This is a genomic window from Aquiflexum gelatinilyticum (assembly GCF_024741135.1).
GTDB classification, from domain to species: domain Bacteria; phylum Bacteroidota; class Bacteroidia; order Cytophagales; family Cyclobacteriaceae; genus Cognataquiflexum; species Cognataquiflexum gelatinilyticum.
This window is the reverse complement of the sequence record NZ_JANSUY010000019.1, coordinates 33255-46620: the sequence shown is the minus strand read 5'-3', so window position 1 is coordinate 46620 and position 13366 is coordinate 33255. Positions and strand designations below refer to the sequence as shown.

Annotated in this window: 8 protein-coding genes; 6 read left to right on the top strand and 2 right to left on the bottom strand. The window is 43.2% G+C overall.

Annotation, left to right across the window (positions count from 1 at the left end; genetic code table 11):
- Positions 1–8 precede the first annotated feature (8 nt).
- Both NU887_RS17185 and NU887_RS17180 read left to right on the top strand, forming a co-directional pair.
- Positions 9–1328, top strand: coding sequence for a prolyl oligopeptidase family serine peptidase (locus NU887_RS17185; RefSeq protein ID WP_258424616.1), 1320 nt, complete (start codon positions 9–11; stop codon positions 1326–1328).
- 186 nt (positions 1329–1514) lie between these two features.
- On the top strand, positions 1515–3083 hold the full coding sequence (locus tag NU887_RS17180; protein WP_258424615.1) for an L-serine ammonia-lyase, iron-sulfur-dependent, subunit alpha: 1569 nt from the start codon (positions 1515–1517) through the stop codon (positions 3081–3083).
- Here the strand turns inward: NU887_RS17180 and NU887_RS17175 are convergent.
- Positions 3080–5797 carry a DUF6797 domain-containing protein gene (locus NU887_RS17175; protein WP_258424614.1) on the bottom strand — a complete coding sequence of 906 codons (2718 nt, stop codon included), beginning with the start codon at positions 5795–5797 and terminating at the stop codon, positions 3080–3082. The two genes, NU887_RS17180 and NU887_RS17175, sit on opposite strands and share 4 nt — an antisense overlap.
- Before the next feature lie 202 nt (positions 5798–5999).
- On the bottom strand, positions 6000–8429 hold the full coding sequence (locus NU887_RS17170) for a TonB-dependent receptor (RefSeq protein ID WP_258424613.1): 2430 nt from the start codon (positions 8427–8429) through the stop codon (positions 6000–6002).
- 292 nt (positions 8430–8721) lie between these two features.
- Between NU887_RS17170 and NU887_RS17165 the strand changes: the two genes are divergently transcribed.
- The 4 genes from NU887_RS17165 to NU887_RS17150 all read left to right on the top strand — a co-directional run bounded on the left by NU887_RS17165 (position 8722) and on the right by NU887_RS17150 (position 13247).
- Positions 8722–9279, top strand: coding sequence for a hypothetical protein (locus NU887_RS17165; RefSeq protein ID WP_258424612.1), 558 nt, complete (start codon positions 8722–8724; stop codon positions 9277–9279).
- A 57-nt stretch (positions 9280–9336) separates the two neighbouring features.
- Positions 9337–10134 (top strand): hypothetical protein, encoded by a 798-nt coding sequence (locus tag NU887_RS17160; protein ID WP_258424611.1) that lies wholly within the window; start codon positions 9337–9339, stop codon positions 10132–10134.
- Between the two features lie 77 nt (positions 10135–10211).
- Complete coding sequence (locus NU887_RS17155; RefSeq protein ID WP_258424610.1) at positions 10212–10892, top strand: hypothetical protein; 681 nt, start codon at positions 10212–10214, stop codon at positions 10890–10892.
- Positions 10893–11153: 261 nt separating this feature from the next.
- Entirely contained in the window at positions 11154–13247 is a 2094-nt protein-coding gene (locus tag NU887_RS17150) for a penicillin acylase family protein (protein ID WP_258424609.1), read from the top strand.
- Positions 13248–13366 lie beyond the last annotated feature (119 nt).

Genomic DNA, 13366 nt, shown 5'->3' with positions numbered 1-13366 from the left:
TACCTGCTATGAAAAAATATTTTCTATTCCTCCTGTTTGCCGCTTTACTTGTCCATTTTTCCAGTAATACAGCCCTTGCCCATGCCAATGAAAAACAGATCAATGCCTCAACTTCGCCCGGTGAATACAGATGGGTGGTCGAAGGCTTTGATTGGGGTCCTGCCATCAACAAAGTCATTCTCAGTTTGGATGAAACCGTCAAGGAAACCAGTGCTGCTAACTATCAGGTATTTGCAACTCGGAGTCTGGAAGGAGCGCAGATTCCGGATGAAAGCGCGTCAGGAAACAGGGATGTAGTATATGCCTATGTTTCTGATGAAAATGGAAACAGGCTGAGCGAAGGCGGGTACATCACCTTGGTTTTGGCGGTTAGTCCTGTCATGCCAATAGGCTCGGCTTTTCAATATACGAGAATCAACAATCGCGGCTCCAATTATTGGGTGGATTACAAAATGACCATTGTCCATACCAAAACCGGGCATGTCTGGAATAGACCGATAGGAAAAGTCATGCCCATGGTGGACCAATTTGATTTGACCAAAACATTCCAATATGAGAATGGACTGAACCTGTCTTATGCTTCTTTTGCCCCTAAAAATCCCTCAGCAAAAGCCCCGTTGCTCATTTGGCTGCATGGAGGGGGTGAAGGAGGAAATGACCCTACCATTGCATTGCTTGGTAACAAAGCTGCCAATTACGCTTCTCCTGAAATTCAGGTCCTCTTTGGTGGAGCATATGTATTGGTACCCCAAGCGCCCACATTTTGGATGCAGGCAGCGGAAGGAATGACCCGTGGAAAAGACAACGACATTTACAATGAAGCAGTATTTGCTTTGATCCAGGATTATGTTTCCAAAAACCCCGGTATCGACCCAAAGAGGATCTATGTAGGCGGTTGTTCCAATGGAGGCTATATGTCTCTCAAACTGATATTGGAGCACCCTGATTATTTTGCCGCAGCTTACATCAGTGCTTTGGCTTATTCCAATGAATTTATCTCTGATGCTCAGGTCCAAAAAATCAAAAACGTGCCGATGTGGTTTATCCATTCCAAAGATGATGGGACCACCAAACCGGAGGAAACAGTCGTTCCGCTATACAAAAGACTAAAACAGGCCGGTGCAAAAAATGTGATTTTGTCCTATTATGACCATGTCACCGACATCACGGGATTTTATGGAGGAGAAAATTACCGCTACAACGGACATTGGTCTTGGATTTATTCCCATGCCAATACCGCCAGAACGGATCTGGACGGATCTCCAGTCATACTCAACGGACGACCGGTCACCATCATGGAATGGCTGGCCGCGCAGAAGAAAAAGTAAGGGTTGGATAAGTTATTACCATTCATGGTGACTGGATGAAATGGGTAATAAACTTCGATTGGAAGGATTCATTTGGAAATTTGAGTAACAAACTGTTGGCAGTCAACACATACGGGGACAAAATTATATTGACCGATTTAATGAATACTCCCTAAATTCATTAAATTAACGTGAAAGAAATATCCCATGAACTACCCAAGCATTTTTAATGACGTCATCGGACCAGTTATGAGGGGACCTTCGAGTTCTCATTGTGCTGCTTCTTTGAGAATAGGAAGGATCTGCCATGACTTGATGGACGGCAGGATTTCTGAAATCCAGATTGATTTTGATCCAAACGGTTCCTTGGCGACCACACACAAAGAACAAGGTTCTGATATGGGTTTGTTTGGTGGATTCTTGGGTTGGGAAGCCTATGACGAGCGCTTGGTTCATTCCGAAATACACCTTGGTGCAGCAGGGATCAAAGTGAATATCGAGATCAAGGACATACAGGCCGAGCATCCCAATACCTACAAGATCACCCTGAGCAATCCTTGGGAGACCCATCAGGTAATTGCCATTTCAACAGGCGGAGGGATGATAGAAGTGATCGAAATTGATGGGACAAAGGTTTCTTTGGCCGGTGATTGTTTTTTGACCTTGATTTACGCGACCGATAAGCAAAAGCTGAAAACCTACTTACAACAATCCAGTATCTTCGAAGAGCTTGAAATCCAAACAGACGAAGGGGATTTTTTAGCAATCAAATCATCTGCATTCTTGAATGAAACCCTAATTGAGGAAATAAAGGCAATGGAAGGAGTTTCCCAAGTGAAACAGATCAAGCCTGTGCTTCCTGTCCTTACAGGAAAAAACCAAACCGTACCATTCATTACCTGCGATGAAATGATGGCATACAACCAAGACAAGAATTTGAGTCTTTGGGAATTGGCAGTCAGATATGAAAGTATCCGTGGCAATATTACCTCAGCAGAAGTGCTTGCCAAAATGGAACAAATCCGCATTATCCTCAAAAATGCGGTGGAAACAGGTTTGAAAGGAACTCAATTCGAAGACCGAATTTTGGGTCCTCAATCTGTGAAATTCAAATCCATGATGGAGGACAGAAAACTGATCAGCGGGGATGTTCTGAACCGGATCATCATGTATGTGTCAGCGATCATGGAAGTCAAAAGTTCCATGGGCGTGATCGTCGCCGCCCCGACCGCAGGTTCCTGCGGTGCGATGCCGGGTGCAGTTCTTGGGGTTGCAGATTCTTTGGGGCTTTCTGATGAGGAAACCGTCCAAGCTTTAATGATTGCAGGTTTAATCGGGGTGTTTATAGCGGCGCATTCCACCTTTGCAGCAGAAGTGGGAGGCTGTCAGGCCGAGTGTGGTTCGGGTGCCACAATGGCTGCAGCAGCGATTGTCCATTTGGCCGGAGGCAATTTAAACCAAAGTATTTCTGCAGCTTCGATGGCTTTGCAGAGTTCTTTGGGAATGATTTGTGACCCGATTGGGAACAGGGTAGAAGCTCCATGCCTCAACAGAAATGTGATGGCAGCCTCCAATGCGCTTTCCTGTGCCAATATGGCCTTGGCAGATTATGACCATCTCATTCCTTTGGATGAAGTCATTGAGACCATGTATGAAGTGGGAAAAAGTATCCCCAATACCCTGAGATGTACCAATCTCGGAGGATTGTCTATCACCAAGACGGCCAAGGAAATCGAGGCGAGATTGACGCAGAAGTATTTTTACAAGAATTGTTAATTTCCTCCCAATTGATGGATCGTATTCTGAATCAATCCTTTTAAGTCTTTGCCATCTTCATCCTTGATCCGGTATTGGATTTCCATTCCCCAAGTGGGTGTGATATCTGGAATGGTCAATTGGATTGATTTTTTGTCTTTACCCAATACTGCTTTGGTGACTGACAATGTTTGTTCATTGTAGTGTTTAGACCCATATTTTCTTGATCGCAACAGATCCCAGGTTTTCACTGTGAAGTGGGCTGTATCGGCGACACTTCGTGCATCCAATTCATCTGTAAAGCTTAACTCAATCCCTTTGGTAGTAGCTTTGATTCCCACAGGAATTACCATTGGCTGATCTACTCTTCGGATTCGGTAAAGCCCTCCCAACTGTGGTTGGGTGGAACCCCATGCCGACAAGCCACACATGTAAAGTTGCTCATCGCCCGGATTGAATCGGCCACGCATCACGCCGGTAGAAAACCTCGGTATCGGCAGTTCATAGATACCTCCCTGAACTTGCTCCCCTATTGTTTCATATGGGACGACAAAGACTTTTCCATAGCCATAGGAGAAGTTGAGCAGCTTCCCGTTCAGCGCTCCCCACTTTTTGCTATTTACCCACAAAAGTTCGGAGGGTGATTGGTCTCTTTCTCTATCCACCCATACCAAAGGTTGTTCCATGCCTGCTTCAGTGCTGTCAGCAGGTGGATTATAGCCAAACATATTCCCATAGAATCCGCCTTTTTTCACCCAATTGATCCTGTTCATGGGATTCCAATGACCTTCCTGATCAGTCACAATGAAAGTGCCGTCAGGATTGAGGCATACGCCGTTTGCAGCCCTGAATCCAGTAGCAATGATCTCGGTGTTCAGACCGTCTTTATTTACTTTGATCAACGTACCGTGCTGAGGCACTAATGCCTCCCTTGCATGCCTCGCGCTTTTTGCATAATATAAATTCCCTTCTTCATCTGCCTGCAGCCCCATCGCAAATTCATGGAAATGGTCCGTGACCTGATGGTCATTGTTGAAACTTTCATAAAAGTCGGTTTCCCCGTCTCCGTTGAAATCATGCAGTCTGACAATCTGATCTCTGCAAGTGACAAAAATTTCCTCGTTGATGACTTTGATTCCTAATGGCTGAAACATGCCTGAGGCAATACGTTGCCAAGAAAGTTTCCCCGAATTTTTGGTAAATCCTTCCACCATCCAAACATCTCCGTCGGTAGAACAAATCACACCTTTGTTGGGGTCTTTGAAAAAGTCAAGACCGCTCAACCTGAATTGATTCTTCCAAGGACTGTCAAAAGGAGGGTTCATGATATCTATCTGGAACGGCCCTTCTTGACTTCCCTGTTGGATTAAAGTTGTCAATTTTTGTGGATACCTCGCCGGTCCGCCTTTGATCAGCAGATTCAGATCTTCAGGAGGATTTGAAGTTTTGGCATATTGCTGAAGGCCATTCATTCCGGATTTGGCGATCAGGATTTTAATCTTCAAAGATGATGAAGGAACAAGTTCCATAACAGTAAACCCTCCCTCATTTTTCAAAACAGCACCTTCACCCACGAGTGCAACAGATGTCCCGCTAGGGGCAATTCTCATTTTCAGAAGTTTTTCAGAAGGAGAAATGTTCAAAGTTCTGGTTAAAACAGGTTGCTCATCCAAAGTTTCCAAACCGAATGTCTCCAATACTTTGGCATTCCCTACTGTGTAGGAAATGATGACCCTATCTCGGTATTGGTACAATCCTTTGTAATGCGCCCACTCCCGTGGCAATGGTCCAAACTTCCTTTTGTCTCTCGCTGTAAACCTGGGATCATCAAATTTCCCGGTATTTGGATTTGCCCAAGCAGGTGCCACGGGATTTTCAAAATGTAAATCTCCTGTGGTTCTTGGGGAAATATTGTGGCTTCCATTAAATAGGATAGCCTGCCAATCTATGAAACCTTCTCCAGTCCAAGCCCCTGCCACCCTCATCAGGTCATGGTCAAACATCATCCAGGCATTTCCTGCAGCCACTCCACCTTCTCCGGAATCGAGTCTGACGGCAATTCCTTTGTAGGCATAATTGGCATTGATCAGGTTTTCGTCAGGAAGTGGCGAAGGACCTGAGGACCTTTCTCTTTCAGGGGCATTCAGGCCAACTAATTCATAGGTATTGATCAGAAAGTTGCCATAGTCCATTTCAGCCCAGGGTTTGAATTCCTTTGGGGCAGGACCTGTGGTTGTTCCCGTGGGCAAGCCTCCCAAATAGGTTGAATCGATTTCAAAATACCGCTCCGAACTGTCTTTTTGGAGGTATGTTTCCCGCAAGTAATTGATGATGTCATACTTTTCCACCGGAGTCAAATTGACTTGGGGAGGCATGGACCCATATCCTCGGGTAAGGGTCTGATAGATCGAATAGGGATCTTTCCCCACTTTGAAGGTATCTTCCCAAAATTTGAATGCGGTAGGAATCGATCCCACCTGTTCCTGATTTCCATGGCAATTGAAGCAGATGTTGTTGTAAATATGTTCTCCGGTCCTGATGGATTCATCATGCCTGTCGCCCAATGCAGTGAGGAGGCCTTTATGGTCTATGTCTCTTTCATATTCGGGGAGGTCTGATTCCTTGAGGATAAATCCTGTCGGTGATTCTATTTCTTGGTTTTTGGGATTTGGATTGCATCCAAAAAGAAAGAGAAACAGCAGCAATGCTTGGAAAAAGGAAATGGGTTTATTCATTTTGCAGAGAAGTGGCTTTTGGATAATCCCTAATATATTGATTAGCAATTACTAAAAAAAGTTGACAGGCGAATCTGTTAAGAATCATTTCAGGGGTTTTAAGCCAAAGTGCTTATCAAAAAGTCATATATCCCTAGGTAAAGAATCAGATAAAAAAAAAGCCAGTCCTTAGAGACTGGCTTTTTTGAATATAGCTCACAAATTACAATTTCAATCCAAAGGTGAAATAAATTGTCCTGCCCTCCCCAGGCATAATTCCCGGTCCCGGGTAACCTCCCGCTCTTCTGGTAAAGTACATTTCATTGGTTAGGTTGTTGACTCCTGCCTTCAGGATATACTTTCTCTTTATATCCATGGAGGCAGAAATGTCCTGTACCCGGTAGGCAGGAATCAGTCCAACGGTAGAGGCAGCATTTGGCGCAACGGTGTTGGAAGCATCAGAAAATGCATCTCCGACATCGCTCAGCTGCCAGGTTACAGAAAACCTGTTGTATCGGTAGGTCACTCCGTATCGGTTGATTTTTCGGGGAGCATTTTCCACCCTGTTTCCTTTTAGATTGCCTTCGACGACAACACCTTCCCTAACCGAAGTCGTAGCAAAATCACCATACCTCGCATCGACAAAAGCAAGTGATGCAAAAAGGTGAAGGTAACCAAACTTAGACGTTTTGGTCAATGCTGTCACGGGGTCAAACTCCACATATCCTTCAAAGCCTTGGCTTACCGAGTTGCCCAAGTTAGTCCTAAACTGATTGATCGTGCCATCATTATTCTGTTGTGCAATGGTGCCAATCCTGTCTGCATAGTTCAGGTAAAAATACCCGACATCAAACTTCATCCAGTTCTGTACTGCTCCTCGGTATCCAAAATCAAAATTGAAACCCCTTGAATCCTGCAGGTTTTCATCGATAATATCAGTAGTGGCCGGCGGAGTAAGGTCAGAAATCAAAACAGGCCTATATGCTTGGGAAAAATTAGTATAAAACTCCATGGAAGGTGTGATTTTATACTCTGAACCAATTCCTACCAAAAGGAAATTCCTTGTTCTGTTTTGAGGTAGCAAAATCTGCTCTTGCTCATTGACGATATTAAACAACCCTTCCATGTTGGAAGAAATCCTTTCATACCTCAGCCCGGTGGTCAAAAGCCATTTGTTTGAAAACCTGAATACATTCTCAGCAAATGCTGCTTGATTGATATTGGTAAAATCAAAATCCCTTCTGAAAACACCTCCGCTTATAAGGTCAAAGTTCATTTCGGTACCATTGTCACCTGTACCTAATTGCTTTCTGTCAATAAATCCATTGAAATAGCGCAGTCCGGCTGCCAAGGTATTTGATTTGCCAAACAATGAATACTCGGTGATCATTCTTACTTCAGATCCATAGGTCGTGTAAAAATCCCTGTCTACCTGCCTGTTTCCCAAATCATCCTCTTGGTTGATGGGACGCATAAAACCCACAGAATTCCTTTCCGCAAAAGTCCCGAAAGCTTTCCAGCTCAGCTTGGTATTTTCAGTCAAGATATATTCCGCTGTCAATGCAGGAATAAACCAAGGTGTGCTGAACCAATTCCTTTCACGAGTGCTTTTTCTTGGATCACTATTGAACTGCTCATCTGTCAAACCACCAGGTTGTTGGCTTTCTGTAGTCATGTAGGTCATTTCGAGGCCGATCAAAAGGCGGTTGTTGGCGGCATAATTTACTTCCACATGTGCATGGTCAGTATTGAAATAACTGTTGTCTCGCCAGCTATTCCCTACCCTCTTTTGATAATAAGCGGTATAATTCCATTTACCTTCGGTACCTCCCAGGTAATTGAAAGTACTGAAAAGTCCATTGCTCCCTACAGTGTTTAATGTTTCGAAAGTAAACCGCTTGGATTTATCAGGCTTACGCATCACGAAGTTCATCAATCCTCCAAATTGCGAGCCATATTGAATAGAGGACGCACCCCTGACAATTTCAATCTGTTCCACTACTTCCATGGGAGGAGTAAAATATGCCTCTGGATATCCCATAGGATCAGGGGTAATGTCATATCCGTTCATCCTGACATTAAACTCCCAAGACCTGTTTGGATTTAAACCTCGGGCTGCAACTCCCAACTGTATGCCCGAACCGTCATTTTCCCAAATGGAAATTCCTGGCGTCCGGCTAAAAATCTGACGGCTATTGTTCATAGCAAGATTGGCATTGATCTCTCCCACCCGGATTACCTCATTTTTCTTTCCGGCATTTATCCGAAAACGGTCGACCTCAGGAAGCCGTTCTTGTCCCATGATTCCCCTGCTTACAGTAAATTCAAACGCATCCAAAGAAAGTGGCGCTTCCTTTAGGGTAATGTTCAGTTCTCGGTTTTCAGCATCTTTTATCGAAAAGGGAAGCTTGATTTCCTCATAGCCGAGCATGTTAACCTTGAGCACATAATCACCTTCAGGAATATCCCTCATCGTGTAGCTTCCTGAAAGATCAGATTGTACACCTCTCACTGTACCTTCTAAGATTAAAGCCACACCGGGAACAGCCTGATTGGTCTCATCCAAGACCTTTCCTTTCAACATATTCTTTTGGGCAAATGAGACATTCATCCCTATTAACAATGCACTTACTATCGAAAAAACAAGTTTCATTTTATAACTATAGTATTTATTTGGATTAATTTTAAATAAGAATACAATATTAAGAAATGACAGTTTTTTATCCAAAATTTATTTAGATCAATTCTAATAAAAAATTTATTTATGTGTTTGATTTGTTCCAATCCAGAAACAATCTGTTCATAAACGCACATATATATCAATCCGTTTTTTGATTTAACTTATTGATTAACGGATTATTAAAAATTAGGAGCAAAATTTGAAGAAATATTTTTATCCATTTCGATGGAAAAAAAATTCTAAACCAACTATAATTCTTAAAAAAATGAAACCAACTATTTTTCGGGAAAAAACCCTAGGAAGTCTTTCAAATCCGCCGGAAACACATTCCCTCCCGCTTCAATTAAATACAAGGTACAAATCCCCCAAAAACAGGAAAAACCTGCGTTTTCTACCTATTGTCGTCATTACATCCTTATTGGCATGTAGTCCCGGAGATGATCTTTTACCTCAATATCCATTAGAACAAATGGATCATCAGATTGATTTTAGAGTCGCAAAGGCTAAAGATTACAGTGAAGAAATTTTTGACGGTACAAAAGCCTCTCTTCAACTGACTTTATCTCTTGAAAACATGGAAGATGGCAAAAACACCATCCTGTGGGATACCGCATTCAACCTTCGCGAACTGAGGGAATTTCCAAATCCAGATTCACCTCTGCTTTTCCAAAAAAATATTTCCGAAATGGTAAAGGCAAACGAAGTGCTCAGGTTTTCCCATATCATCAGGTATTTTGACAGAAACAATGCTACTTGGATGGAAGCAAAAGGAGAAACCATTCCTCGGGACCAAACCATTGTGACGCTAGAAATAGACCTTTAGGACATCAAAATGTCGATATATAATATTCTAACCATTTTAGTTTCAATTGGGAAAATTATGAACAGATATTTCATCATACTCTTTTGCTTTCTTCTTTTTGCCGGTTGTGGCCAAGTTAATTTAGCCCTGCGAGGTGACTATTGGCAAGGACATGAAAGCTTGCCTGTCCAAGGTCGAACCGGGCTTTTGATCAACCAAAAATTAGCTTTTGGGGATTTCCACACCACAGATGTTAACCGCTCTTGGACCAAAGGCACTAACAGCTACGCCGGATTTGGTATCGGTAGCCCTGTCACAGGGGAGTATTTGAATATTATCGGGAGAGAGTATATTGACAGAAAGCAAACAATCCGATTTGACCTTTCAGATGGAGGACAGCAAGCTTCTTCTGTTTTCTGCGTTTCCCGATTCCAAGCAGCCGACCTCATGATCGGTAACGACCAAGGGCCTCTTTCTTTTGGAATAGACTTGCTTGAATTAAAAAACGGGAATTCGTCAAGTATCTATTTTGCACAGATCTATTCCGGTAACACCTCCGAACCTTGGCAACTGATTTTGGACAACGACAGGGTTCAGCGACAACCCAAAAATCAGGGAGGAATAGTTTCCCTAAGCAGCGGAGAATACTACAGTATTTACCCGGTGACTAGTATCCTGAATCAAAATGGAAAAGCTATGGAAATGCCTTTTGGGTCCATTGGGCTGGAAATTCGTGACCCTTCGGGCAGGCCTCTTGCTGCGGTCAATCTTGCCGACAAAGGTCAAGTCTATTTTGTACAGGGATTGGGAAAAGAAGAAAGGTTTTTGATGGCAAATATCTGCACTGCCCTGCTGCTGCAGGAAGTGATTGGCTAAAAATCTCTATTCGTTTCCTGACTTAGAAATACCACAATTGATCGAATACTCAATCCTTAAACCAACTATTCTTAAAAATGAAACCTACTATTTTAAATCAAGGCCCTGCCTTCTCTAAATTGATCAAGGCATTTGTCTTCTTGATAGGAAAGTGCAAAGCCAACAAGGTATTTTCCCAAGGCAGGATATGGGCAGTTTTACCTGTGATGATACCCTTCCTACTCTCTTCCTGCAATGAAGACATGGACGCACCTACTATTGTGACAATAAACCACCATGTGCTCAAAGAAGCATATCCCGTCCATCGGCACCAAACCTATCTCCTTGACCTAAACGAAGACGATATCCCGGATTTTTCGATCAATGTCATGTCTGTGGGGTTTGATCAGGGAGTCAGGGAGTATTTTCAGATTAATTCTCTCAGAGATTCGAAGGTAATTTTGACCAACGAAGAGATCGCCCCGTTGACTTCAGGTCTGGAAATCAGTGAAGCATCTGCAATTGAAGGATCATCGTGGAGTGTGTTTACCGGTTCCATGATGGTCAGGACCATAACCGAGAATCAGCCTGACCAATGGTCGGGTCCGTGGGCACCTGACGGGGATTATTTTGTGGGTCTCAGTGTAAGAGTCAACGGTGAATACCATTATGGATGGGTAAAATTGCAGGCAGATAAAGAATCCCACGCAATGTTCATCCAGGAATATGCATTCCAGACTATCCCAAACCTACGGATCAAGGCCGGACAAAGAAAATGAGGAATATAACTTGCCTTTACGGCAATCTTTTCTTTTGAAATGGGAGTTAATTAAACATTGATTTATACTTTATATGAATTAAGATATGTTTCATTATTATTTCTAATATGTTTTTTCTTCATGGAAATAAAATTGCAATGCTACATACCTCTTCGGGTCTGTAGGAATCAAATCTTGATTTAAAAAACGGCCACGTGGCCGTTTTTTTTGTTTACAATAAAAACGCATTTTGCACGGTATTCTTTACATCCATCATCACCTATGAAAATCTTCCGATCCAGGCTTTTCCTGCTCTTTCACTTTTTAATTTTTTCTTGTGACTCCCCATATGATCATTCAGGTTGGGATACCTCAAAGGTCCAAATCGTTCGCGATGAATTTGGAGTGCCGCATATTTTCGGACAAACAGATTCCGATGTCGCCTACGGTTTGGCTTGGGCACATGCCGAAGATGATTTTGAAACTATCCAAAAAACATTGCTTGCCGGGAAGCGAATGTTGGGAAGGGTTTATGGTCAAGACGGAGCTGCGGTGGATTTTTTTGGACATTTACTCCAAACCGTTGAAATCGCAGAGGCCAAATATGAATCGGCCTATTCAGAGGAATTCAAAGCGATTTTAGAAGCCTATGCTGCCGGAATGAATGACTTTGCATTGGCACATCCTGAAGAAGTTTTATTCGAAAAAGCCTTTCCTGTCAATACCAAAGAAATAACGGCGGCATATATTCTCTCCCTTGCACAGATGTCAGGAGCAGATCGGGCGGTTCAACAAATCGTCTCCGGAAAAGTAGAAACCGTACCATTTGATGCCGATCCAAAAGGCTCAAACGCAATTGCCATTCACCCTTCCCGAACGGACTCAGGTGAAGCATTTCTAGCCATCAATTCCCACCAACCCCTGGACGGACCTGTAGCTTGGTATGAAGCACACCTCCATTCAGAGGAAGGATGGAATATTCTTGGGGGACTTTTCCCGGGTGGGGCGATGATTTTTCACGGAGTAAATGAAAATCTTGGATGGGCACACACGGTTAATTTCCCCGATCTCTTGGATCTGTACCAATTGGACATCAATCCAAAAAATGAGGATCAATACCAAGTAGATGGGAAATGGCTGGAATTGGAAGAAGAAACAGTTTGGCTTCGTGTAAAACTCTGGGATTTGATCACGATTCCCTTTCCAAAGAAAATCTGGAAAAGCATTTACGGTCCTACCTTGGTTACTGAACAAGGAACATTTTCAATCCGCTTGGGTGCCTTGGAGCGAATCGGAGCGCCGGAGCAATGGTGGAGAATGAACAAGGCCAAGAATTTTAAAGAGTTCAGCGAAGCCATGTCGCGGATGGAACTGACAAGTTTCAATATTGTCTATGCCGACAAGTATGATACAATTTTTTATGTCAGCAATGGCCTGATCCCTGTAAGAGATCCATCCATAGATTTCACCGGAACAGTGGCCGGAAACACCAAAAAAGCCTTGTGGACCAAGTACCATGACTTTGAGGATCTGCCACAACAATACAATCCTGCTTCGGGATTTTTGTTTAACACCAACCATTCTCCTTTTAAGGCGAGTGGATCGGCTGACAATCTCAATTCGTACAATTACCCCAAATCCATGGATTACCTATTGCGGGACAATAACCGATCGACCCGATTCCGTGAATTGATGCCCGACACGGGGAGGATTTCCTACGAGCGTTTCAAAGAAATCAAATATGATGGACAATTGCCCGAAAAACTGGCTTTCCGTACCAATATGGAATCTTTTTTTGGCCTAAACCCAAGCAAATATCCCGAAATCGCAAAGCAGATCGAAACCATCAACAACTGGGACAAACGCTCAGGAATCGAAAGTGAAGGCGCGGCAGTTTTTGCTTTTGTATACTACTATTGGTGGGACAAATTTGCTGAAAATGGGAGGAGTTGGGAAACCATACTTACAGAAGAAGAATCTGTGGAAAGTCTCAAAGCTGCCAAAAATCATTTTAAAACCCATTTTGGAAAGGAATTGGTGACTTTGGGAGAATACCAAAAACTCGTAAGAGGAGACAAGGCGCTACCGCTGCAGGGAATCGACGATGTGATTACAGCCATGCGTTCATTGCCTTGGGAAAACGGGATGAGAAAAGGAACACAAGGAGAATCTTACATTATGATGGTCCGCTTCGGTGCGGGATTTCCAAAGATCGAAACCATCAATGTCTTCGGAGCAAGCAATGACCCTGACAGCCCCCACTTTGATGATCAGATGGAACTCTTTCTTGATCAAAAGCTGAAACCGATGACTTTGGATAAGGCCGAGGTCCTGAAAACAGCGAAAGAGATTTATAATCCGGGAGGTAAGAAGTGATTTGATTTTTGCCTTCCGGTGAGGGAAAAAAACTTTCAAATTACCACATATCAGCAAGACCTCATTCGTCACCTTTTGGAATGGATAATTCAACCAATCCTTATCTTTGAAATTCATAA